The 24,844-nt window shown below is 34.5% G+C and carries 22 protein-coding genes, 1 pseudogene and 2 riboswitches; of the genes and pseudogenes, 11 read left to right on the forward strand and 12 right to left on the reverse strand.

Translation table 11 applies throughout. From position 1 onward, the window contains the following. Positions 1-42: 42 nt before the first annotated feature. The 3 genes from mtnA to ACEWK1_RS01150 form a co-directional block, all read right to left on the reverse strand. The gene (gene mtnA, locus ACEWK1_RS01140) at positions 43-1,095 is read right to left on the reverse strand and encodes an S-methyl-5-thioribose-1-phosphate isomerase (protein WP_212137429.1); all 1,053 of its coding nucleotides are present in this window, start codon (positions 1,093-1,095) and stop codon (positions 43-45) included. A gap of 62 nt (positions 1,096-1,157) precedes the next feature. Then, positions 1,158-2,360, reverse strand: a complete 1,203-nt coding sequence (gene mtnK, locus ACEWK1_RS01145) for an S-methyl-5-thioribose kinase (RefSeq protein ID WP_121661104.1) — start codon at positions 2,358-2,360, stop codon at positions 1,158-1,160. A gap of 93 nt (positions 2,361-2,453) precedes the next feature. After that, positions 2,454-2,600, reverse strand: a riboswitch (SAM riboswitch). 157 nt (positions 2,601-2,757) lie between these two features. After that, positions 2,758-3,546: a carbon-nitrogen family hydrolase gene (locus tag ACEWK1_RS01150; RefSeq protein WP_121661105.1), complete on the reverse strand. Its 789-nt coding sequence runs from the start codon at positions 3,544-3,546 to the stop codon at positions 2,758-2,760. A gap of 105 nt (positions 3,547-3,651) precedes the next feature. Here ACEWK1_RS01150 and ACEWK1_RS01155 point away from each other — a divergent pair, with 105 nt between their 5' ends. The 5 genes from ACEWK1_RS01155 (at position 3,652) to ACEWK1_RS01175 (ending at position 8,316) form a co-directional block, all read left to right on the forward strand. Continuing rightward, positions 3,652-4,827 (forward strand): pyridoxal phosphate-dependent aminotransferase, encoded by a 1,176-nt coding sequence (locus ACEWK1_RS01155; protein WP_212137431.1) that lies wholly within the window; start codon positions 3,652-3,654, stop codon positions 4,825-4,827. A gap of 83 nt (positions 4,828-4,910) precedes the next feature. Further along, positions 4,911-5,017, forward strand: a riboswitch (SAM riboswitch). Positions 5,018-5,195: 178 nt separating this feature from the next. Then, the gene (mtnW, locus tag ACEWK1_RS01160) at positions 5,196-6,437 is read left to right on the forward strand and encodes a 2,3-diketo-5-methylthiopentyl-1-phosphate enolase (RefSeq protein WP_212137433.1); all 1,242 of its coding nucleotides are present in this window, start codon (positions 5,196-5,198) and stop codon (positions 6,435-6,437) included. Further along, positions 6,434-7,096: a 2-hydroxy-3-keto-5-methylthiopentenyl-1-phosphate phosphatase gene (locus ACEWK1_RS01165; RefSeq protein WP_212137435.1), complete on the forward strand. Its 663-nt coding sequence runs from the start codon at positions 6,434-6,436 to the stop codon at positions 7,094-7,096. Before mtnW ends, ACEWK1_RS01165 begins: the two co-directional genes overlap by 4 nt. Further along, the gene (locus tag ACEWK1_RS01170; RefSeq protein WP_212137437.1) at positions 7,093-7,716 is read left to right on the forward strand and encodes a methylthioribulose 1-phosphate dehydratase; all 624 of its coding nucleotides are present in this window, start codon (positions 7,093-7,095) and stop codon (positions 7,714-7,716) included. Before ACEWK1_RS01165 ends, ACEWK1_RS01170 begins: the two co-directional genes overlap by 4 nt. 57 nt (positions 7,717-7,773) lie before the next feature. Further along, positions 7,774-8,316 carry a 1,2-dihydroxy-3-keto-5-methylthiopentene dioxygenase gene (locus ACEWK1_RS01175; RefSeq protein ID WP_212137439.1) on the forward strand — a complete coding sequence of 181 codons (543 nt, stop codon included), beginning with the start codon at positions 7,774-7,776 and terminating at the stop codon, positions 8,314-8,316. A gap of 42 nt (positions 8,317-8,358) precedes the next feature. Here ACEWK1_RS01175 and abc-f read toward each other — a convergent pair. Continuing rightward, positions 8,359-9,993 (reverse strand): annotated as a pseudogene (abc-f, locus tag ACEWK1_RS01180) (ribosomal protection-like ABC-F family protein); the annotation flags it as partial. A 595-nt stretch (positions 9,994-10,588) separates the two neighbouring features. Here abc-f and cbpA point away from each other — a divergent pair. Beyond that, positions 10,589-11,224, forward strand: a complete 636-nt coding sequence (gene cbpA, locus ACEWK1_RS01185; protein ID WP_212137441.1) for a cyclic di-AMP binding protein CbpA — start codon at positions 10,589-10,591, stop codon at positions 11,222-11,224. Between the two features lie 106 nt (positions 11,225-11,330). On the opposite strand, the gene ACEWK1_RS01190 is transcribed toward cbpA, so the two are convergent. Then, complete coding sequence (locus ACEWK1_RS01190; RefSeq protein ID WP_212137443.1) at positions 11,331-12,101, reverse strand: divergent polysaccharide deacetylase family protein; 771 nt, start codon at positions 12,099-12,101, stop codon at positions 11,331-11,333. Positions 12,102-12,402: 301 nt separating this feature from the next. Between ACEWK1_RS01190 and ACEWK1_RS01195 the strand changes: the two genes are divergently transcribed. Then, positions 12,403-12,651, forward strand: coding sequence for an aspartyl-phosphate phosphatase Spo0E family protein (locus ACEWK1_RS01195; RefSeq protein WP_269671091.1), 249 nt, complete (start codon positions 12,403-12,405; stop codon positions 12,649-12,651). A gap of 49 nt (positions 12,652-12,700) precedes the next feature. On the opposite strand, the gene ACEWK1_RS01200 is transcribed toward ACEWK1_RS01195, so the two are convergent. Next, positions 12,701-13,432 carry a ZIP family metal transporter gene (locus ACEWK1_RS01200; protein ID WP_121661115.1) on the reverse strand — a complete coding sequence of 244 codons (732 nt, stop codon included), beginning with the start codon at positions 13,430-13,432 and terminating at the stop codon, positions 12,701-12,703. Between the two features lie 446 nt (positions 13,433-13,878). Between ACEWK1_RS01200 and ACEWK1_RS01205 the strand changes: the two genes are divergently transcribed. Next, positions 13,879-14,340, forward strand: a complete 462-nt coding sequence (locus tag ACEWK1_RS01205; protein ID WP_121661116.1) for a MarR family winged helix-turn-helix transcriptional regulator — start codon at positions 13,879-13,881, stop codon at positions 14,338-14,340. A 72-nt stretch (positions 14,341-14,412) separates the two neighbouring features. Here ACEWK1_RS01205 and motB read toward each other — a convergent pair whose 3' ends face one another. The 6 genes from motB to ACEWK1_RS01235 form a co-directional block, all read right to left on the reverse strand. Then, positions 14,413-15,174, reverse strand: coding sequence for a flagellar motor protein MotB (gene motB / locus ACEWK1_RS01210; RefSeq protein ID WP_212137445.1), 762 nt, complete (start codon positions 15,172-15,174; stop codon positions 14,413-14,415). Then, positions 15,167-15,967, reverse strand: coding sequence for a flagellar motor stator protein MotA (gene motA, locus ACEWK1_RS01215; RefSeq protein WP_121661118.1), 801 nt, complete (start codon positions 15,965-15,967; stop codon positions 15,167-15,169). The genes motB and motA overlap by 8 nt, the downstream gene beginning before the upstream one ends. A 183-nt stretch (positions 15,968-16,150) precedes the next feature. Further along, on the reverse strand, positions 16,151-16,351 hold the full coding sequence (locus tag ACEWK1_RS01220; protein WP_121661119.1) for a hypothetical protein: 201 nt from the start codon (positions 16,349-16,351) through the stop codon (positions 16,151-16,153). A 130-nt stretch (positions 16,352-16,481) separates the two neighbouring features. Beyond that, positions 16,482-16,751, reverse strand: coding sequence for a hypothetical protein (locus ACEWK1_RS01225; protein WP_121661120.1), 270 nt, complete (start codon positions 16,749-16,751; stop codon positions 16,482-16,484). Between the two features lie 108 nt (positions 16,752-16,859). Continuing rightward, positions 16,860-17,879, reverse strand: coding sequence for a potassium channel family protein (locus tag ACEWK1_RS01230; protein ID WP_212137447.1), 1,020 nt, complete (start codon positions 17,877-17,879; stop codon positions 16,860-16,862). Between the two features lie 141 nt (positions 17,880-18,020). Beyond that, positions 18,021-20,144 carry an ATP-dependent Clp protease ATP-binding subunit gene (locus tag ACEWK1_RS01235; RefSeq protein ID WP_212137449.1) on the reverse strand — a complete coding sequence of 708 codons (2,124 nt, stop codon included), beginning with the start codon at positions 20,142-20,144 and terminating at the stop codon, positions 18,021-18,023. Positions 20,145-20,423: 279 nt separating this feature from the next. Between ACEWK1_RS01235 and ACEWK1_RS01240 the strand changes: the two genes are divergently transcribed. The 3 genes from ACEWK1_RS01240 to ACEWK1_RS01250 all read left to right on the forward strand — a co-directional run bounded on the left by ACEWK1_RS01240 (position 20,424) and on the right by ACEWK1_RS01250 (position 24,796). Then, entirely contained in the window at positions 20,424-21,452 is a 1,029-nt protein-coding gene (locus tag ACEWK1_RS01240) for a hypothetical protein (protein ID WP_121661123.1), read from the forward strand. Positions 21,453-21,560: 108 nt separating this feature from the next. Beyond that, positions 21,561-22,295 (forward strand): metallophosphoesterase family protein, encoded by a 735-nt coding sequence (locus ACEWK1_RS01245; RefSeq protein ID WP_121661124.1) that lies wholly within the window; start codon positions 21,561-21,563, stop codon positions 22,293-22,295. Between the two features lie 1,157 nt (positions 22,296-23,452). Then, entirely contained in the window at positions 23,453-24,796 is a 1,344-nt protein-coding gene (locus ACEWK1_RS01250; RefSeq protein ID WP_121661126.1) for a hemolysin family protein, read from the forward strand. Positions 24,797-24,844: the final 48 nt, after the last annotated feature.

The raw sequence follows: 24,844 nt of genomic DNA on the forward strand, positions 1-24,844 counted from the left end.
GCTTTGGTCCTTATTGTATATAGATGGATTTAATTAGAAATATTAATTGGAGAATAATTTTTTGATCTCTTCCGTATATTCTCCAGTTATTATTCCTTTTTCCGTTATGATACCTGCGATCAAATTATTAGGAGTAACATCAAAAGCAGGGTTAAACACTTTCACATCTTTTGGTGCAACTTGAATGCCGTTAATCTGAGTAACCTCTTCTGGATTGCGTTCCTCAATCGGTATTTGATCTCCGTCAGTAATAGAGGGATCAAATGTAGATAGAGGTGCAGCAACATAAAAAGGAATGTTAAATGATTTTGCTAAAAGTGCTAAATTAAATGTTCCAATTTTATTTGCTGTATCACCGTTTGCAGCAATACGGTCTGCTCCAACAATAATTGCAGTAATGTCCTTGGACTTTATCGTATGTGCTGCCATATTATCAGTTATAAGTGTAACATCAACACCTGCTTGCATAAGCTCCCAAGTAGTTAGACGTGCTCCTTGTAAGACAGGCCTTGTTTCACATGCGTAAACACTTAAGTTAATATTTTTCTCTTTGGCTAAGTAAAAAGGAGCAAGTGCTGTACCATACTTTGCAGTTGCTATGGATCCTGCATTACAAATCGTCATAATTCTGTCTCCATCTTTGAAAACGCTCAATGCATGTTCACCAATTAATTGACAAACCTGTTCATCTTCTTTTTCAATTAAGATGGCTTCTTTAAGGATTGTTGATTTTGCTTCATCTATTGTTTGAACATTTGACACACTTTTCATAAGTCGATCTAGTGCCCAAAATAAGTTTACAGCAGTTGGTCTTGAGCTTGCGAGATAATCATGACTTTTCTGTAAATTTAGATGAAACTCCTCAAATGATTTTGATTGATCCTGCAAAGCTGCTAGAGCTAAACCATATGCAGCAGTTATTCCGATAGCTGGGGCACCTCGAACTTTTAAAGATTGAATAGCTTCCCACACATCTTCAATGTTTCTTAATTCAAGGTATTCCGTTACCTGTGGAATCTTTTGTTGGTTTAATAAAGAGACATAATCTTCCTTCCATATGACGGAACGAGGAATGGCAAAATTTTCGTTTAACATTTTATGAAAAAAACTCCTTTAAAAAAATGTGTTGAACCACTAGTAGAATAGATCAATGTGTTTTAGATTACTGATAAAGCTGTTTGGTTAACAAGGTCTCTAATTTGTTGCGTGTTTTTAATTGTTTTTCTATTTACAATAAGCTCTCTGCCGATTTTTAGGACAATTTGCTTTGTAGAAATTTTCTTTTCATATGGTTCAATTGTGTCAAGGTCAGCTACATGGGCTAGACCGATTGCTCGTCGGATTAATTCGCATCCTGCATATCCAGTAGCTTCTTCAAAGATCTGTTCTAAAACATAATCTAAGTAGCCGTCTAACTTCGTATATATTTCTAAACCATCATTATCCCATGATCTTGAAAATTCTCTTACAAACACATCCCAAGTTGTCTCTAAATGATGGAAAAGAATTTGTTGTTTATTCGTTTCTCGAGATAATGCATTAAAAAGTAAATTCGCAAATACTTGACCAACATCAAAGCCGATAGGACCGAAGTAAGCAAATTCAGGATCAATGATTTTTGTTTCTTGTTCATCTGCAAAAATACTTCCAGTATGCAGGTCACCGTGTAATAGTGCTTCAGCTTTTGTTAGAAAGATCTGTTTAAGTTTAGCAACCTCAACCTTTAATTCATTGTCCTGCCAAATTTGTTCTACATCATCTTGAAGTTCTGGCTCGTAATCGTTTGTTTCATGATCGAAGAAGGGATCAGTAAAAATAAGGTCTTCAGTTATTTTACAAAGATCAGGGTTGATGAATTGTTGAACCAATGATTTTTTATAATGTTGATCCATTCCATAATCAGATGTATAAAACAATGTTTTAGCAAGGAATTCTCCAACATGTTGAGATAATAGTGGTAAATCTTTTCCACTAATAAAGGCTGCTCTAGCAATTTCAAGATGTGATAGATCTTCCATGATTGTTATTGCTAATGATTCGTCTGAATAAAAAACTTTTGGTACATATTGTGGAACAAATTCCGCTTGCTTAAGAAGTGCATTTGTTTCGATTCTGGAACGATCAAGAGTTAGCGGCCAGCTTTCACCAACTACCTTCGCATATGGTAATGCTTGTTTAATAATGATGCTTTCTCCATTTTCTGGATCTTTCACCCTGAAAACTAAGTTTAAATTTCCATCGCCAATTTCATTGCATGTTAGTTGACTATTTTCAGAAAGCAGCTGTAATTTCTTTGCTAAGGCAATTGCTCCATTTTCAGTTAGTGGTTCGTAAATAGGTGATTTTTTATGTGCACACATTTATTTATCCTCCAATTTTTTGTTTTTGGAGGCTTTTCTAAAAAGAAAAGCCTCTTTCCAGATTGAAAGAGGCTTGAAGTCATTGCTTCGCACCTCTCATCTTTCAGAAAGATTTTCTTTCTGATGGAATTAGCACCGTGCCCAACTGGAAGTCCCAGGTATTATTTCATTTTAAGATGAAATATGGTCGGTTGCTGCGGCGTCATTGGGCCAAGTCCCTCTGCCAACTCTTGATAAGAGATTTTTTATTTAAAACATAAGTATATGTTTAGCATATTAAGTATTCGAAAAATTAATGCTTTTCTAGAAAAATATATCGCTTGATTAGGATATTACCAATGTTACTTTATCTTTGTCAATATATTATTGGGAATTGCCTAAATATTTGTGAAGTTTCTTATTGATAAAATTGTGGTAGGCGGTCATCAAAGATTGGGATTTGACTGCGTACCTTTTTGACAACTTCAGCGTCTATTTCGGCTGAGATCATTCCGGCTTTTTCGTTAGCTTCAGCTACTATCTCTCCCCATGGATCAATGATGAGAGAATGTCCTGCAAATTCATTATTTGGATCAGACCCAGCACGGTTACATGCAACAACATAACATTGATTTTCAATGGCTCTGCTTAGCAGTAGTGTTTTCCAATGATGAAGTCTTGGCATAGGCCACTCAGCAACAACAAATAATACTTCTGCACCTTTTGTTGTATGAGCGCGTATCCATTCCGGGAAACGGATATCGTAGCAAATGACTCCTGCACTTTTCAGTCCACCTATTTCAAATAACCCTTTTTCAGTTCCCGAAACTAAAAAATGATGTTCATCCATGAGTTTAAATAAGTGAAGCTTGCTATATTCATGGATAAACTCTCCGTTATTGTCCACAATATACATCGTATTTGTCACGCTATCTTTGCTTTTTTTTGCAATAGAGCCACCAACAAAGTGAACATTATACTTTTTTGCTAAGTTACTTAGGAATGTTTTTGTTCTCTCGCCATCATGATCAGCTATTTCATCAAGGCGAGTTAAATCATAGCCAGTTGTCCAAAGCTCAGGAAGGACAATGATGTTCGGTTTCTCTTGTTCGACTGCTAATGCCACTTTTTCTTCTACTTGCTCATAATTAAAATCAGGATCACCAAATTTAATATCAAGTTGAATACATGCAATGATAGGTTTCATTTTTTCAGTCACACCTTCATTTATAAATTTTTACTTTACAAGTTGCTTCTAACAATATATGATTTGTGACTAGAATTTCAAGAATTTTTTGAGTAGGTGTAGAAAATGAAAGTTTTTGAGCAATCCCATTTATTAAATACATTACCCAAGCAATTTTTTGCCAGTCTTGTTGCAAAAGTAAATACAATTGTAGAGCAGGGACATGATGTTATTAATTTAGGTCAGGGTAACCCTGATCAACCAACACCGGAACATATCGTTCAGGCAATGGAGAAAGCCGTTAGAAATCCTCAAAATCACAAATATTCGCCATTTCGTGGGCAAATGTTTTTAAAGGAAGCTGTCGCAACCTTTTACAGAAGAGAGTACGGAGTGGAGGTAGATCCTGCTAGTGAAGTAGCGATTCTATTCGGAGGAAAGGCTGGGTTAGTTGAGGTTCCTCAATGCTTGTTAAATCCGGATGATGTTGTGCTTGTACCTGATCCTGGATACCCGGATTATTGGTCAGGAGTAGAATTGGCACGTGCCAAAATGGAAGTGATGCCTTTATTAAGCGAAAATCAGTTCCTACCGGATTACAAGAGCTTATCTAAAGACGCTGTAGAAAAGGCGAAGCTAATGTTTTTGAATTATCCTAATAATCCTACTGGTGCTACGGCAAACGAAAGTTTCTTTGAGGAAACAGTTTCATTCGCAAAAGAAAATAACATCTGTGTGGTTCATGATTTTGCATATGGAGCAATTGGCTTTGATGGAAAAAAGCCAATTAGCTTTTTACAAACAACTGGTGCTAAAGATATCGGTATCGAAATTTATACCTTTTCCAAAACCTTTAATATGGCTGGTTGGAGAATTGGTTTTGCTGTTGGAAATCCTTCAGTGATTAAAGCTATAAATTTATTGCAAGATCATATGTATGTAAGTGTATTTAGTGCTATTCAAGAAGCAGCTGCACATGCGTTACTTAGTCCGCAAACATGTGTTGAAGAACTAAATGCACGTTACGAATCACGTAGAAATGCTCTCATTACAGCTGTTCGTGAGATCGGTTGGGATGTTACGGCACCGTCAGGATCGTTTTTTGCTTGGTTGCCAGTTCCAAAACAATTTGATTCTTCTGAGGAGTTTTCTGATTTTCTACTTCAGCATGCACACGTCGTTGTAGCACCAGGAGTAGGCTTTGGTGAATATGGTGAGGGATACGTTAGAGTTGGTTTATTAACATCCGAGGACCGGCTTAGAGAAGCTGCCGATAGAATTAAGGCCCTTAATCTTTTTTAAGACATTACGCCTTAATTTTTTCCTCTTGACAGTAGAAGTGAGATCTGGCATAATCCATATTAATTTCAAAAATGAACGTTTCGTTCTTATCAAGAGCAGGTGGAGGGACTAGCCCAATGAAGCCCGGCAACCGACTTAACTTAGGTTAAGCACGGTGCTAATTCTTGCAGCATTCGCTGATAGATAAGGAGATTGCTTATTACTTATGCATTTAGTAACCTCTTTGATCTATCAAAGAGGTTTTTTTTATTTAAAAAAACAGAAAAAATAGAAAAGGAATGTTATGCATAAACTAAATAAAGATGATAGAATTAGTACGATAAATAGAAAGATTCAGAAAACGTGATATATAGAAAGTAGGGTTTTAAGTGAGTGAAGTCATTGCTACATATCTTGTACACGATGCTAAAGGAGATTTACATAAAAAAGCAGAAGGAATTGCTTTAGGATTAACGGTTGGTTCCTGGACAGATCTTCCATTACTTGAACAGGAGCAACTTAAAGCTCATAAAGGTCGTGTTCTAGAGGTCAGTCAGCTAGAATCTTGTGACAAAACAAATCAATTTTTAGGAAAAATCGTAACTAAAGGAATAATTAAAATTGCTTATCCGAGTATAAATTATTTTCATGATCTCCCCGCCATATTAACAACTGTTTTCGGAAAGCTATCTCTAGACGGTGAAGTAAAATTACTTGATTTAGAGTTCTCGGAAGTTGTGAAAGCAGCGTTTCCGGGGCCGAAATTTGGTGTACAAGGAATTCGGGAATTAGTCGGTGTTTATAATCGCCCTTTATTAATGAGTATTTTTAAGGGTGTAATTGGTCGTGACTTACAATATTTAAAAGATCAGTTAAGACAGCAAGTATTGGGTGGGGTTGATTTAGTAAAAGACGATGAAATTCTGTTTGATAATCCATTAACTCCATTCGAGGAGCGAATTCTTGCTGGTAAAGCGGTATTAAACCAGGTGTTTCAAGAAACTGGACATAAAGCTTTATATGCTGTGAATTTGTCTGGTAAAACATTTGATCTTAAAGATAAAGCTAAAAAAGCTTCAGAGCTTGGTGCAAATGTTTTGTTGTTTAACGTATTTGCATACGGGTTAGATGTACTACAAAGCTTAGCAGAGGATCCGGATGTAACGGTGCCTATTATGGCTCACCCTGCTGTGAGCGGAGCTTCTACTGCATCCAGCTTATATGGATTTTCAAGTTCACTTTTACTAGGTAAGCTATTACGAATATCTGGTGCTGATTTCTCTTTATTCCCTTCTCCGTATGGAAGTGTAGCATTAGATCGAAAAGAAGCCTTAGGTATTGCAGAAAATTGTCTGAAGAAAGAATCCTTTAAGCAATCGTTTCCAGTTCCTTCTGCAGGAATTCATCCAGGTTTAGTTCCGTTGCTTATGAATGATTTCGGTATAGATTCAATAATAAATGCTGGTGGTGGTGTTCATGGTCATCCAAATGGAGCAATTGGCGGTGGACAAGCATTCCGATCAGCAATTGACGCAACTCTAGCAGGCACTTCTTTAAAAGAAGCAGCGAACGTACATGAAGATCTCAAACTTGCCATAGATCTTTGGGGTGTCAAAGAGGTGAGTAAATGAGTGATCGAGTAATTATATGTGATTTTGATGGGACGATTACAGAGACTGATAATATTATTGCAATTATGAAAAGATTTGCTCCACCAGAATGGGATGCTTTAAAAAATGATGTATTATCACAAAGAATCTCTATTCAAGAGGGTGTTGGGAAAATGTTTCAATTACTACCATCTTCTTCTAAGGACGAAATTGTGAACTACATTTTAAATCATGCGCAAATACGTTCTGGATTTAAGGAATTTGTTCAATATACAAAAAAGAACAATATCCCTCTTTTTATTGTTAGTGGAGGAATTGATTTTTTTGTTTATCCATTACTTCAAGGGTTAATTGAAGAAGAACAAATATATTGTAATAGGGCGAATTTTAGTAATGAAAACATTCAAATAGAATGGCCTTTTAGTTGTGATGATTCTTGTTCGAATGATTGCGGTTGCTGTAAGCCGTCACTTATCCGCAAGCTAACAAAGTCTACTCAAGAAAAAATTGTAATAGGAGATTCAATAACGGATCTTCAAGCTGCAAAACTAGCAGATTATGTAATAGCAAGAGATTTGCTATTAGAAAAATGTCAGGACCTTCATTTGCCACATCAGCCCTTTACAACTTTTTATGATGTGATTAATATTTTAGAAAAGCTAGAGGAGGTGAAGGCATGACCGTTTTCAACCAAAGGTGGGAAGAATTAGCTGACATAAAGAGGGTGTTAGCAAAACGAGATTGGTTTCCAGGTACAAGTGGGAATCTTGCGATAAAAGTGAGCGATGAACCTATCGAGTTCCTTGTAACAGCAAGTGGTAAAGATAAGACGAAGGAAACAGATGAGGACTTTTTACTAGTTAATGGAGAAGGAAAGCCGGTTGAGGATACTCACTTAAAGCCTTCTGCAGAAACATTATTACATGTAGAGATTTTTAATAAAACAAAAGCTGGGTGCAGCCTTCACGTTCATACAGTTGACAATAATGTTATATCAGAGCTCTACGGTGATAAAGGAAAGATTACATTTAGAGGACAGGAAATTATTAAAGCATATGGCTTATGGGAAGAGGATGCTGAATTTACAATCCCAATCATCTATAACTATGCACATATTCCAACTTTAGCGGAAAACTTTAGTGAGTTTGTAAAAGAAGATGCGGGGGCTGTTCTTATTAGAAATCATGGAATAACCGCATGGGGAAGAGATGCATTAGAAGCGAAGAAATATTTAGAAGCAAGTGAATTTTTATTTTCCTATCATCTGAAGCTATTATCATTAAAATCAGTTTTGACTTAATGACAATAGGAAGGAAAAAATTATATAAAACATACTATATAACGGAGGAGAAAGATCATGGCAGTAATTAAAGTTAGAAATACAAATGAAGTAATTGAAGGTCAAGAACAGGTTTCAAATTTTTTAGAGAAACAAGGTGTTCTTTATGAGCATTGGGATATGAGCAAACTTCCTTCACACTTAATTGAAAAATTTGTTCTTAGCGATGAAGAAAAATCTGAAATTTTAGCAGCATACAAATCTGAAATTGAAGATTTAGCTGAAAGAAGAGGATATAAGACTTGGGACATCGTAGCGTTATCAGATGCTACACCAAATCTTGAAGATTTATTAAAAAAATTCGAAAATGTTCATACACACACTGAAGATGAAGTACGTGCTATTACTGCAGGTCACGGTATTTTCATTATTAAAGGCGATGAGCAAGTTGGTTACTTCGATGTAGAATTAGAAGCTGGGGATGTTATTTCGGTACCAGAGGGTAACCCTCATTTCTTTACATTAATGGAAGACCGTCAAGTTGTAGCAGTTCGCTTGTTTATTGAAACAGAGGGATGGGTAGCTCATCCATACCAAGAAGAACAAGAATTAAATAAATAATAGTGAAAAAGCGTAGAACTAAAGATTCTACGCTTTTTGCATTTACATATTCATTAGCTCATGTTTTCTTTTTGTAAGTAACTGGAAGGAATCTTCTAACTCATGATATTTCTCTGATTCTGGTTTTAATAAACTTAATTCACCAAGTACAGCTGAAATTTCAGTATTGAGAAGAAGTAATTCTTCTTCAATTGATTGCTTTGAATTGCTTTTATTTGTTCTTTTCTTAAGCTCATATTCTTCAACTGTCATTTCCATTCGTTTTATCTTTTTTTCTTCAAAAACAAGTAATTTTTCACATACAGAATTTAAGAAGTAATAATCATGTGATACTACTATGATTGTACCAGGAAATTCGGATAATGTTTGCTCTAATTGATTACGGCTTGCTAGATCTAAATGATTTGTAGGCTCGTCAAGAATAAGTAAATCATATTCATGCAATAAAAGGTTGGTAAGCTTTACTTTTGTCCGCTCTCCTAAACTAAGACTGGAAATAGGTTGATTTAGCTTACTTGCTTTTATCCCCATATTTGCAAATGTAGTTCTTGCTTTTAATAAGTTATTTTTATCAGTGAGATTTAATGCCTCATAGACAGTTTGAGATAATGACATATCTGCTACATCTTGACTAAGATAAGCGATCTTAAGAGATGAACTCTTTGACAAGCTACCATTAGTTAGAGGTTCAACACCTATGAGCATGCGCAAAAAGGTTGTTTTGCCACAGCCATTAGGTCCAACAAGACCTAATCTTTCTCCATGATTTATATAGAAATAGCTGCTCTTAAACAGGGATACCGAATGAAAGCTTTTTGAGAGATCTTTTGCCTCTATCAATCTTTTTCCATGTTTTTTATTTCCTTCAAATTGAAACCTTACACTCAATTCTTCTAATGGTTTATCTATTTTATTTTTCTCAAGTTCTTTATTAAGTCTTTTCATTTTAGATTTTATGGCTTTATCTACTTTCTTAGCCTTTACACCATGAAACTCCTTAAAGCCCTCTTGGTCTCTCATTGTTCGATGAGCCTTGCCGGACCATTGCTGTAATAGGGACAATTGCCTTTCAATTCTTTTCTTTTCATTTTGTTGAATGTCATAATGGTGGAGCTGGTCTTCTCGATTTTTTTCCTTTTTTTCATAAAAAGTTGTGTAATTTCCATCATAAATCGTTAATTTACTATTTTCTAGGTCAAATATTTTTGTTACTGTTTTATCCAAAAAATAACGGTCATGAGAAATAATCATCACAGCTCCCTGAAACAATCTTACCTTTTCAACAAGCCAATTTATTCCATGTAGATCAAGGTGATTTGTTGGTTCATCTAAGATTAAAATATCTGGATTGGTTGACCATACTTCGGCTAAGGAAATTTTTAATTTTTCTCCACCACTTAAATGATCCATTCGTTCCTTTTCCCATGAATGAACTTTCTTTAATCCTAGCTCACTCGCTTTCTCCAAGAATTCACTAGAGATGGAACCAGTTTCATTAAACATATATTCAATCGATTGTTTAAGGTATCCGATTTTTATATGTTGTTTACAATGAACCGTTCCGCTGTCAGCTTCTAAGCTTCCGTAAATAATATTGGCAAGTGTTGTTTTTCCTGCACCATTATGACCAACAAGACCAATTCGGTCATTGTGGTAGATATCAAAAGTAAGATCCGTAAATAGTTGTTTTTCTCAATAGCTTTTTGAAATATTTCTTGCTTGTAATGTAAAAATAAAAAAACCTCCCTATTCCTAGAGAGATCAGTCAAAAAGATATACAAAACCTGTATTACGAAACAAAGGTATACTATTAAAGAAAGCATACCTATTTTAACGACTAAAGGAATGTATATGTTAACATGCAGACTAATCCAATTCTCTAGGTAATATTTAAAATTCAAATAAAAATGAATTAATAATAGCCAGAAAAAAGAATTAGAACTTCATTGTTTCAACATACACCCTTTCAGTTTAAGATATATTTATTATATGTAGGATACGGTAATATTGCAATATTTTTCTAATATATGGGATTTATAACTTTTTCGAGTGAAGATAAGTTGTTCTATGATTCTGCATTCATAGGTTTTAAACCTAATCGTTTTGATTTTACAATATACATATTCTTTAAGTTCCTTCCCATACTAAATGTTAGAAATCATAAATATATTATAACGTAAAACGAACATGAAACTTTTTTGAGAAAACTTTGAATTTTCTTTACTAACAAAGAATGCTGTGATAAATTTCTTGTTAAAAGGGGGTTGTTTTAATGAAGGTTCGTTATCACTATGTACAGAAAGCTGATGTGAGATTCTGTGATATTAGCTGTACAGTAAAAGAAGCATATGATTATCTAAAGGAAACAGGTTACCGTTCTATTCCGGTTTTAAAAAATGAAGGTAAAATCTTTGTTGGTTTTATTTATAAAGTACATTTGCTTGAGCATTATGTAGAGCATAATGGTAAAGAAAGTGATCCGATTGAACCGTTAGTGCAGAATCAAGATGCCTACATATACGAAGAGGACTCATTTTTTAAGACTTTCTTAACGATTCGACGACTTCCATTTTTAGCAGTATTAAATGAAGAGAAGGAATTCTCAGGAATTATTACTCACTCAAATATAATGGATGTCTTGGAAGATTCATTTGGGATGAAAACGGGTGGTGTCCTTCTTACAGTTGGAACTAAGGAGCATAAAGGGGCTATAAAGGATTTAGTAACTGCTGTTAAGGATATTAATATAGAAGGCCTGTTAACAATGGATAATGGTGATAAATATATTAGAAGAATTATTCTAAATTTGTCTGGTGATTTATCAGAGAAAAAGTTACAGAAGGTTATTAAAAAACTAGAAGATAAAGAATTCAGAGTTACCTCTGTTGATCGTATTGATCATAAATAGGGAATGACAGAAAGGGCTACAATTGTTAGCCCTTTTTATAAGCAGGTTGTTTTAAAGTAATGGAGAAGAGGCAGTTAATACGGAAACGTTCCTTGAGCGAGCTACATCACTCTAAGTTTGTTATGTCTTCAGGGTCGAAGAATAATTTTGATAGTGTAACCGTTTCTGCTTTTTCTTTCACTAGGGGTACATATTGCTTTAAAACAGATGCTGTTTTCTCCCCAGCTATTCCTACATGTCCTATTGCAATTATTTCATGATCTTTTTCAAGCCGATTCATTAGTAAATTAGCTTGCTTTGTAATGTGGCTTGTTGTATATTGTTCATCAAAAAATAGCTCATTCTCCAAATAAGGAACCTTTAATTGTTTCGCTATTGATTCAACGACACTTTTCCCAGTGGTCTTGCTATCTAGATAATAAAGTCCTCTTTCCTTACATACCTCTAATATAATTTTCATTACCCTAGCATCTGCTGTAACTTTAGAGCCCATATGATTGTTCATTCCAACTGCATGGGGGACATCATCAATTGCATCATTTACTCTTTTTCTAATTTCTTTATTTGATAAATCTGTTGTAATAGCTCCGGGACCAAGCCAGCTCTTTTTTCCATGTAAAGGCTCCATTGGAAGATGAACAATAACCTCATGACCTTTTTCATTGGCCAGATTTGCGTCTTTTTTTGTTGTAGGTAAAAATGGCATAACCGCTACTGTTAATTGAATAGGTAAAGATAGGATTTGTTCAGTACCTCTCATTCCATTCCCTAGGTCATCAATAACTATGGCTACCTGTCTTTCAATGGTGCTAGTTTGAGCGAATGTTGCAATCGGTATAGAAAGAAGAAGAATCAAACTGATCATACATTTTTTCATGGAAGTGTTCTCCTTTACTAGTATATATGTATAGGTTAACCACGCTTAATAAAAAGATGTGTTTTTAAAGGGGAGGAAAAAGGTAGTTTAAAATTAAGTGGTTGTGGGAATAAAAATAAGAAGAGAAAGTTTTCAATTTTGTCATAATTTGTGGTAAAAAAAATGTCTAAATTTGCGATAGTCTTTACACAAGTGAAAAGTTTTGTAATAATTTCTAACAAGATTACTTGGGTAAGATAATATCAAGAAACAGTGAAACGTAAGATTATCGCAAAATTGAATAACTAGGAGGGGCTCTGAGATGAATAATGATTCTTTAAAAACAAAGCTTCTTGAAACAATTAATATAAAAAGGAAAGAAATGATTGAAACGGCTACTAAAGAAGGATATACAAGTGAATTGGCTGTTCAATGTAGTCAAGATTTGGACTTGCTTTTAAATGAATATCAACAGATGTTAATAGAAGAGAAAAAACCTAAAGTTGCCCCTTTTCAAGATTTAGTTCATTCAATGAAGTTATTTACGTATACAGACAGATATTCTTATTGAATGAAAAAAATACAGTGGACAAGCACTGTATTTTCTTCATGTTATTATATTAAAAACTATTAATAAGGATAACCATGCAAAGAATCCCAACAATAAAGGAGTAAGTCGCAAATTGTTCATTGCCATCTCCATGAGATTCTGGAATTAGCTCTTTGTAGATGATAAAAAGCATTGCACCTGCTGCAAAAGCTAAGCCATACGGTACAAGAAAGGCAACAAAGCTTGTTAAATAAAAGCCAAGTAGTGATGCTACTATTTCCACCGCACCAGTTGCTGTAGCAATTAAGAATGCTTTTCCACGATTTATATTTTGATTTATTAAGAAAAGAGCAACTAAAAAGCCTTCAGGTGCATTTTGGAGACCGATCGCAAAGGCAATTAAATTTCCAGTCTCACTAACAGATGAAGCATAGCTAACACCTACTGATAAGCCTTCTGGAATATTATGCAAGGTTATTGCTGCAATAATAAGCATAGCTTTTTCATCAAATTTAATTCCACTCTTGGTATGTTCCAAATCTATATGAGGAATGGCTCTTTCGAGTGAAGTTAAAATAAGTACCCCAAGGAATAAACCAATGGATACCTCCAATATTCCCCCATAATTTAATGACTCCGGAATTAAACCTAACATGGCAGCAGTCATCATAATACCGGCTGTAAAGGCTAATAAAATATCTCTCCAGCGATGCGTAATCGTTCTTTGAAGAAATAAGATAGGTACTGCACCTAATCCTGTAGATAATGCAGATAATACACTTCCCAATAAAACATCTGACATATGTGATTGCTCCTTTTAAAATGGATACACTTTGCTTTTAAATCGTAATTAGGACTATTATAACTGAATTAGTTAACCTAAGGAAGAATTCAGTTAAAATAGAAGGTTATTATTACCTAATTCTACGATTAGCAAAGAATGAAAAAGTCACTTGCTGTTGCAGGGTTCAATAAAGTATATGAATAGGTGGGCTATTTGTTCCAACATCTTTGGCTCCCCTAAATTGAAAAATAACAATAAATGAAGGAGTAGCTGTCTCTCTATTTAAGTTAAACATTGCTTCAAAATGAAAACTTGTGTAAGATCATTCTAGGTATACAGAAATTATTTATTGCCATAATTAATACGAAGTTTCTTTAAAAGTTTGACTTTCTATACAACATGTTCTATTATAATGCTAATTATTTATTTTGAATTCAAGATATTTGAAAAAGGATTGAGATGAATTGGAAAAATCAAAGGGAATTGAAGAGTCTTTAAAGTTTTTTATTGTGCTTTCGCGTGCCCATAGAGCATTTAACGATGTCGTTAATAAACATATATCAACATTTAAATTAAACCCAACTGAATTTGCTGTTTTAGAGCTTTTATACCACAAGGGAGATCAGCCTTTGCAGCAAATCGGTGGGAAAATTCTTTTGGCGAGTGGGAGTATCACATATGTAGTAGATAAGTTAGAGCAAAAGGGACTGCTTATGAGAAAGGCATGTCCTAACGACCGAAGAGTGACACATGCTCAAATAACAGATAAGGGAAAAGAACTGATTGAAGAGATTTTTCCCCCTCACCAAGAAAAAATTGATGAAATTGTAAACGTCTTATCTCATGAAGAAAAGGCGTTAGTGACAGAGCTTCTTAAAAAAGTTGGTTATCATGCTAATGATTTATTGAAAAATGAAAAGCATTAAGTAATTGTTTACGTTTAAAACATTAAAACGGGTCAATCCTATAGTGGATTGACCCGTTTATTTTTTGAAAAATCATTTTTGTTCGTATGGCAGAATTAGAATTTCTACACGACGGTTTTTTTGACGACCTTCATTTGTGTCATTTGTAGCAACTGGTTTATACTCACCAAATCCTTTAGCACTGAAGGCTTTGGGATCCAATTTATCATTTTCAATCAATATTTTCATAAAATTAACTGCACGCATAACACTTAAATGCCAGTTTGAATCAAATTCAGAGTTATTAATTGGTATATCATCTGTATGACCACTCACGATAATATTACGAGGTGGGTTCATGATAAGAAGATCAGATAGTTCTTTAGCGAGCTTTTCATCTTTCACACGAATATCTGCGCTTCCAGAGTCAAAGAAGATATCATTAAGCAATGTAACAAGTAAGCCTTCATCAGTTAGAGTTGTACCTAACTTTGCTTGAAGGTTATTTTCTTTAATGTACGTGTTGATTTTCTCTTGAATTTTTTGTAAGTTTTCTTGTTCCATTTTTTGCTGAGCAGCTTCTAGCTGTTCTTTCGATGCTTCATCTTTTTGAACATTAAGATCTTCTAACTCGCTTTCAGGAGTAGGGCTTGGGTATTCCAATACACTTGTTCCACCATCGAAAGCTGCATTTAATGATTTCGCCACTTGCTGAAATTTTTGCGCATCAACTGAACTCATCGCAAATAACACGATGAAAAGTGCCAGAACGAGTGTAAGTAAATCGGCGTAAGGGACAAGCCATGATTCATCCATATGTTCATCATGATGCTTATGCTTTTTCTTTTTAGCCATTTACACTCTCTCCTCCAGTAACAGCAGCGTCTAATTTGTTCCTTTCAGTAACTGGCAAATATGTTGCTAGCTTTTGCTCGATTGCTTTTGGTGCTTGTCCCTCTAAAACAGAAAGTACCCCTTCAATCATAACCTGTTTTACTAGAGCTTCATGCTTTGATTTCCGCTTTAATTTATTAGCAAATGGATGCCATAATACGTATCCTGTAAAAATACCCATTAATGTGGCAACGAATGCGGCACTAATTGCATGACCTAATGCATCTGTATCACTCATGTCGGAAAGGGCAGCAATTAAACCTACAACTGCTCCAAGTACTCCAAGTGTTGGTGCATACGTTCCAGCTTGAGTGAAAATAGATGCTGAACCTTGGTGTCGCTCTTCCATTGCTTCAATTTCTTCTGACATCACATCTCGAATAAACTCGGCATTCTGACCATCTACTGCCATAAGTAATCCACTTTTTAAGAAAGGATCCTCAACATCAGCAAGTTTTGCTTCAAGTGCAAGTAACCCCTCTTTACGAGCAACCTGTGCCCAATCAGAGAATAAAGGGATTAATTCCTGAATTGTAGGAGTTTTTTGCTCTTTAAAGATAATGCCAAAAAGCTTAGGCACCTTTTTAATTTCACTAGTTGGGAAAGCGATAACTACAGCCGCTGCTGTACCCAAAAGAATAATTAATATTGCTGCTGGGTTAATTAATACTGTGGGACTAACACCTTTCATAAACATCCCAACGCCTACTGCGATAATTGCAAGTAATATTCCTATTAATGACGTTTTATCCATTGTAAATCACCATATTTCCTCATAAATTTCTTATCTCTTATATCGGTAAGATTTATTAAAATTTTAGGTTTTGTTTAAAGAAGTTGTGAAAGAAATTTCGTAACAACTGAAAAAGAGGGGAGATACCGGGACTTTGGTCTAAAATAATGTTATTTGTCTACAATTCCAAATAATAAAAAGCTATCAATTTTCATCGATAGCTTTTCTTAGTAGCCAGTTTTTAAATTTAACATATCTTTTTGGATTTGATAGGCAATCATATCCGAAGGCTGCTCTGGCATTTTTATTTTGTTCTAATTGAGATGCTCTTTCAATCGATTGTGTTTCAAGTAGTGAATTTTGTACCTCAAATAATTGCTTTTGTGTATATTCATTCATAAACATCGTTCTCATCTCCCACAAATTCTCTTGTTGTCTTCATCATAAAGGAAGATTGTTCCAAAAACTTCCGTTACAAGATGGAAAAAGAATCATAAATGTGGGTGAGAAAAAATCAGCCTTCTGACCGATAGAATTAACTTAACATCTTAGAAATACCAACATAATATAGGGGAAGAATTGTAATGACAAGATGGCTATAGAAAAATAAACGGGAATAGTAGGTCGATTTTGTTTCAAAGGCAATCGATGCTAATAATGCCCCTAGTAAACTTGTACAACAAAACAGGCTTAATCCAAACCCTTCACCAAGTCGTGCTTGAAAAAGAATAAAGCCAAGAGCCGACCCATTAACTAATAAAAGGATAAAGGAGATTAATAGAAAAAAATTTGAACTTTTTAGCATGTACAACACCTCTCATAGCATGTATATGTATGAGAAACAACAGCAATGACAGAGAAGTGAGGTCACATGAAAAAGAGTCACTTTCTCTTTGGAGAAAGTGACTCTTAATTATGAAACAATATCAAAATATGTTTCATCGTCACAAATAATAAACAATTTTGCATCGCTTGGAATAGGTTGATGAAGCTTACTTATGATGGACATATCATTTCCGTTGGAAAGAAGAATTGCCCCTTTTGCTGACAACGCAATGCTTGCATCTTGATACGTTTTCCACTCTGATTTTTTTGAAATAGAATAAAGGTCATATCCCTCATGACTTGTTAGTTGACGAATAATTTCACTAGAACCATTAAACAAAATAGACCTTGCGGCTAAATGTGCAGCGGTGTCGTTTGCTGTAATATATTCGTTCACATTTACATGGTTGAATGCATGAATATGATTTGAATTGGACACTTCACAAATCGTATAAATATGTTGATTATGTTCTTTTTCAATTCCTTTTATCATAGAAGCGATTAATAATGTATGTCCATCTGCCTGTGAAGCTGTTAGAACATCATCTGGTGAAAAAACCATAATGGATTTAGAACTTAATATATTAGCTTGATCAAGAACATCAATGCTTGCAGGGTTTCCATTCACAAATTCAACCCGTTCATGTTGAATTGGGATTTTTGAAATGTTTTCATCAACAATGACAACTCGAACATGCTCAAAAGTCTTTAAAAGCTCTTCTAAAGTAATGGCTGCTTTTTTTGTCCAGTTAATTAATAAAATGTGGTTCTTCGTTGTGATTTTCAATTTTCCTTCCTCCTTTAAGCGTTTTCTGATACTAAAGAAGTCGATTACTTTACCAATGAAGATACTCATTAAGCCAATTCCTACAATGTACAGAAACATAGCGAAAATTTTTCCGTTTACAGTTGTAGGTGAAACATCACCATAACCTACCGTTGCAACGGTCGTCATTGTCCACCATAATCCCTCGAAAGGACTTGTGAAAGTTTCTGGTTCAATATAATAAACCATATAGCTGCTAGCTAATATTAACGATAATGTTGCAAAAATAAGTATCCAGTTGTTAATATGTATGACTTTCATAAAGAATCGAATTAAAAACATAGGGAACACTCCTTTCGCTTAGTCTAGAACTATCAGTCATAAGAAAATCTTAACATATTTATGTATATTTAAAATATGAAATTGGTTATCTACTGGAAAAAAGATAGGGGACAGTCCTTGTATGGACTGTCCCTTATCTTTTTATTTAACTGCAATCTTATTGTCCACAACATCTATTTCGATTTGTGTAAGATTTTCATGATCTAAAAGAAGGTCCGTTATTTGATCTTCTACATGCTCTTGAATTACACGACGAAGTGGGCGGGCACCAAAGGCGGGATGATAGCCTAGTGCAGTAAGTTTTTCCTTTGCTTCATTAGTAACAGTAATCGAGATATTTTGTTCTGCTAATGTTTCAGCTAGTTCTTCTATCATTAATGTAACAATTTTTAAGAGATCTTCTTTTTCAAGTGAAGAAAACTCAATGATATTATCAAATCTATTAAGGAATTCTGGTTTAAAGAATGAACCAAGTGATTGTAATAGTTGACTTTCTTCTACAGCTGTATTTGATGATGTTTCAAATCCAACGGTTATACGTTTTTCACCTACGCCTGCATTACTTGTCATAATAATAACAGTATCCTTAAAGCTGACGGTACGACCTTGACTATCTGTTAATCTGCCATCCTCTAAAATCTGTAGGAACATGTGTTGAACATCTGGATGGGCTTTCTCAATCTCATCCAATAGAATGATGCTATAAGGATTGCGGCGAACTTTTTCAGTTAGTTGACCCGCTTCATCATGTCCTACATAACCCGGCGGGGAGCCAATAATTTTTGAAACAGCATGTTTCTCCATATACTCACTCATATCTAGACGTATCATTGAGTCTTTTGAGCCAAAAAGCTCTTCTGCTAATGACTTTGTTAATTCTGTTTTACCAACACCAGTTGGTCCAACGAATAAGAAGGAACCAATTGGTCGAGCCTTGGATTTAAGACCAGCACGACTTCTTCGGATTGCTTTAGATACCTTACGAACAGCATCTTCTTGTCCAATGACTTTTTCTGTGAGATTTTTCTCTAAATGTTTCATTTTTGATTGCTCATGACTTTGAAGCTTTCCAACTGGAATTCCGGTTTTCCTTGCTATAATGGCTTGAATGTCCTCTATAGAAACAACAAGCTTTTCATTGGTTGATTTTTCGATATTTAACTGTGATTCAAGTTGAGCTTCTTCATCTCTTAATTTAGCAGCTAATTCGTAGTCCTCGTTTTTAGTAGCTTCTTGTTTTTTTAGTGAAATGTTTTTTAGACGTTCTTTTATCTCTTCATCACTTTCATTTTTTAACATTAAGTTCTTTTTAGAACCAGCTTCATCCAACAAGTCGATCGCTTTATCAGGAAGATATCGGTCTTGTATATAACGATGTGAAAGGGAAACGCAGGATTCAATAGCTTCATCTGAATAAGATACATGATGATATTGCTCGTACTTATCTTGAATACCTTTTAAGATTTCAATCGCTTTATCAATTGTTGGTTCATGAACCATTACTGGCTGAAAGCGTCGCTCAAGTGCAGCATCTTTTTCAATTTTTCTATATTCTTTTAATGTTGTAGCACCTACAACTTGTAGCTCTCCTCTTGCCAGAGCTGGTTTTAGGATATTACCTGCATCCATTGAACCCTCTGCTGAACCAGCCCCAACAAGCTGGTGAATTTCATCTATGAATAATATAATGTTTTTACGATTTTGTAGCTCTTCAATAATCTTCTTCATTCGTTCTTCAAATTGACCTCTAATCCCTGTATTTGCAACAAGTGATGCTACATCTAAGAGATAAACCTCTTTATTTGTAAGCTTTGCTGGAACAGAGCTGTTTGCAATCTTTAAAGCAAGACCTTCCACGACAGCTGTTTTTCCTACACCAGGTTCTCCAATTAACACGGGATTATTTTTGTTTCGGCGGTTTAAGATTTCAATCATTCGATCAACTTCTTCTTCACGGCCAATCACAGGATCGATTAAGCCTGCTCGTGCAGCATGAGTTAAATTACGACCAAGTTGGTCAAGAATTCCACCACCGCTGGATTGAGTTTTTGGTTGAACGTTTCCCGCTGATGATCCTTGTTGTTGAAGTTCCTTCATAAATTGTTCAAATGGAAACGAAGAGAATCCCCCTGCAAATCCTGAAGGGATAGCTTGTTTATACGTTGAATAGCAGTCTTTACATAATGTTAGTTGCTTATGTTGATTATTTATTTGAAAGTTTAAATGAACTGTAGCTTGTTTTGATTGACAATTTTCACACATCATCTTTAAAACTCCTTTTCATTACTAATTTATATAGAAAGAATTTCAGTGAAAGAGTTTGATCTTTATTGACCAATAGGATAAAAAGAAAGAGGTCTTAAGTTTGACCTTCTTTGATCATAGTATACTTTGACCTTTTTTGACTTTCAAGTGTTTTGCCTAAAATGTTGTAATGGGATTTATTTACAGTAGTTTGAAAAGAAGTTATGTAAATGAAGTGAATCATCTCTGTTTACGCTCATATAATGATACAAGCTGTTTATCTATAGTGAGGTGTAAAGGATGAGAAGATCTTGGATTGCCTCGTTTCAAGTCGCTGCTGTGTACGTAGGAACAGTAGTAGGAGCTGGATTTGCGACTGGACGAGAAATAGTTGAGTTTTTTACAAAATACGGTGTTTTTGGACTTGCAGGTATTTTATTAGTGGGTTTAATTTTTGTTTATACTGGGACGAAAATGCTCATCCTATCAAAGCGAATTAACGCAGCTTCTTATCAAGATTTAATGATCTTTTTATTTGGTAAGAAAATAGGAAGATTTATAAATATTTTTATGCTCATCATATTATTAGGATTAACCTCTATCATGTTGTCAGGTGCAGGAGCGATATTTAAAGAACAGCTTGGTCTTTCTGTAAGGTTAGGTGTTGTCATTACGATTTTATTAACAATAGCTGTTATGTCTTTTGGAATAAAGGGGTTATTTAGTGTAAATATCATTGTAGTACCGATGTTGGTTCTATTTAGTACAATTCTAGCTGTTCAGTCTTTCTCTATTGAACCTTTAACTGTAATTCCCGATAAAACATCAGCAACGTTTAAATGGATTCTTTCTGCTGTTTCTTATGCAGCCTTTAATTTAACAATGGCTGCAGCTGTTTTAGTGCCTTTAGCAAATGAAATTCAAGATGAGAAAGTCTTGAAGCGGGGAGGAATCCTTGGGGGAGTCTTTTTAACCGCAATTCTAATTAGCAGTCATATTGCTCTTTCGACTCTTCCTAACGTTATGGATTATGACATACCGATGGCTGAGGTAATGAAAACAACTTTTTATGCCATTTATTTTATTTACATAGCTGTTATATATGGTGAAGTTTTTACCTCAGTTATAGGCAATTTATATGGTTTAGAAAGACAAGTAGCATCGTTTCTCAATATACCTAGTATGATTATTGTTTGCTCTATACTATGTGTGGCCGCTTTTATAAGTAAATTTGGGTATAGTTCATTAATTTCTACATTATATCCGATCTTTGGTTATGTTTGTTTAGGAGTACTTCTGTTATTAATGATTAAAAGAGTTCCTGAGTAACTGTGCAAATTTAACGACCGTGTTAGATGCTTGTATTGTCAAGCTATTTCAACACGGTCGTTAATGCTTTATACTAATAGGACAAGTAGTGCAAAGTGGAGGGCGAATATGGAACGAATTGCAATTATTTCGGATATTCATGGAAACATTCCTGCATTAGATGCAGTTTTAGATGACATAAAACAAAAAAAGATTCAGCGTATTTTTTGTTTAGGAGATTTAGTTGGGAAAGGACCTGATTCTTATGAAGTGATTCAGAAAATAAGTCAAAGCTGTGAAAAAGTTATAAAAGGAAATTGGGATGATTTCATTACAAAGGAAACAGAATTTGAATCATTGAAGTGGCATCAACATCAATTAACAGTGGATCAAAATCTTTATTTGGAGTCATTGCCTTTTTCATTTGATTTTTATATGAGCGGAAAACTGATCCGATTATTTCATGCTTCACCACATAGCGTCTATACAAGAGTCCAGCCTTGGGATTCAATTGAGACACGATTAGGTATGTTTACTAATACGGAATACACCGGAATAAGCACTTGTCAACCGGATGTTGTTGGTTATGGTGATGTTCATCATGCCTTTATTCAACATATAGATGGGAAAACACTATTTAATACTGGAAGTGTAGGCAATCCTTTAGACCTTACTCAAGCTTCATATACGATCGTCGAGGGGGAATATGAGTCTAAAAGGGAAGCAGGTTTTAATATTACCTTTGTACGTGTACCATATAATATTGAAAGAGCTATCCAATTAGCTAAAGACGCAGAAATGCCCGACCTAGAGCCATACATACAAGAGTTAACAACAGCAAAGTACAGAGGTTTAAAAAATTAGCTAGAGTACTTTTAAAAAGCAATCAAAATAATCTTAACAGGTTCTGTTTTGAAGTACAAAATACAAATTAACATTGCTTTTCGTATAGTCATTCGCACTATGATTAAAAAGCATTTTGACAAGTAAATCAGCAAAGAAAAATGCTTGGAATATGCTCCAAGCATTTTTTATACCAAGATAAGTACCCGTTTCCAACTCTTCGAGAATCGCAAGGAAATAAGCTACTAATAAGCGGAGAAATTCCCCTTATTGAGGAAATAACATGAAAAATAGATTAAATAGACGGAAAGATTCCGCCTATTTAATCGAAAAAGACGAAAATGGACCATTTTACATTGCTTAACCGGAGAAATTCCGCTTATATCTCCAAATTGATTTCCATTCTTCATTCTAACCGGAAAAACTCCGCTTATGTTTATATACTATTGGTTACTCAATTAAGGATAATCTGCTTTATTTATCCGCCTCTCAGACCTTCATCCACCCCCCTAGTAGTTAAAATCATTTTTAGCACACCATTTGGAATAGCAATGAGCTTGCGAATTTTTATGCTGACAAATACTTATGTCGCCATGTTAAAAGTGGTTCGGAATTCTGGGCCTATTTACCTTCCATTTAATTAAACCCCATATATATCAATAAAAATAAGCAGTCTTATTCAGTAGCGAATAGGACTGCTTATTAGTTTGCTAATTTAGTTTTTGTATTCGGAAACCGAACCCGTTTAAATAATCTTGATTGCTTTTTTATTTATGTAAGTGCTATTGAAAATTATACGTGTCTTGGAGATTTGATTGAAAGAGGGTCCAAAAAAAATTGTAAAACTTGGTAAATTTATAAATATGCTCATTTACGGTCAAATAATGTTGTTTTTCATTGAAAAAGGTATTATTAAACGAATTATCACATATTTATTAAGAAAATCACCAAAGTGTTACGTTTGACTGTATTGTTTCTTTCGTATTATGATAAATTTAACTAAAACTGTGGGGTGATAATATGGGGCAGTGTTAAAAATAAATAGTATTGTTATCGCATCCCTTATTGTACTCCAAGCGGACGCCGATAATAAGAATAAATGTATATAAGTTTTTTGTTAGACTTAACTCTCAGGAGGTGACTCCTTTTCCGTTTTTTTACGGAGAAAGGAAGCTTATTTGGACATAGTAAATTTGTTGCTTGTTGCAATTTTAATCGCTCTTACGGGTTTTTTCGTTGCTTCTGAATTTGCGATCATTAGAATTAGGAGCTCTCGTATTGACCAATTAATTGCAGAAGGAAACAAAAAGGCAAGTGCCGCGAAGAAAGTCATTAATAACCTTGATGAATATCTCTCGGCTTGTCAATTAGGAATAACTATTACTGCGCTTGGTTTAGGTTGGTTAGGCGAACCAACCATAGAACACATGTTAAAACCAGTGTTTCAGCAGTATGATCTCCCTTCATCCGTGTCAACAGTGTTATCATTTTCAATTGCGTTTGTGACGATTACATTTTTGCATGTTGTTGTAGGTGAATTAGCTCCAAAAACAGTAGCCATACAAAAGGCTGAAGCTGTTAGTTTATGGTTTGCTAAGCCATTAATGGCATTCTATATTATAATGTACCCATTTATTTGGGCTTTAAACGGATCTGCTCGATTTATTACAGGATTATTTGGTTTCAAGCCTGTATCAGAACATGAAATGGCTCATAGTGAAGAAGAGCTTAGAATCATTCTTTCTGAAAGTTATAAAAGTGGTGAAATTAATCAATCTGAATTTAAGTATGTGAATAAAATATTTGAATTTGATAACCGAATTGCGAAGGAAATTATGGTGCCCAGAACGGAGATTGTTTCGTTATCGATTGATGCACAAATTCAAGAGCAATTAGAAATTATCAAGGACGAAAAATATACACGATATCCAATTGTAGATGGTGATAAAGATCATATCGTTGGAATTGTAAATATTAAAGAAATATTTACTGACTTAATTCACTTCGAAAATCAAAAAACGTTTACAATTGATAAATACGTAAGACCGATCATTCAGGTGATCGAATCAATACCTATACATGAATTATTGCTTAAAATGCAAAGAGAAAGAATTCATATGGCCATACTAATTGATGAATATGGTGGTACAGCCGGGCTTGTCACAGTTGAGGATATTCTAGAAGAAATTGTTGGAGAAATACGTGATGAGTTCGATGCTGACGAAGTTCCACTTGTTCAAAAATTAAATGATACAAAATATATCATTGATGGCAAAGTATTAGTAAGCGAAATAAATGAGTTATTAGGTCTTGATATCGATGATTCTGATGTTGATACAATTGGCGGGTGGGTACTAACAGAACAATATGACATCAAAAAAGGCGACTTTATCGAATTTGGATCACATATGTTTAAAGTACACGACATGGAAAACCATCACATTCGTTCCTTAGAAATAACAAAGATTCCACAGGTTTTACCTAATCCAGCGCTGCTTGATAAGGAAGTAGCCACTTCATAACAAAAAGGACCTACAAAAAATGTAGGTTCTTTTTATTATTGAAGATCA

This window comes from Metabacillus sp. YM-086, from assembly GCF_048059995.1.
Lineage (GTDB): Bacteria > Bacillota > Bacilli > Bacillales > Bacillaceae > Metabacillus > Metabacillus litoralis_B.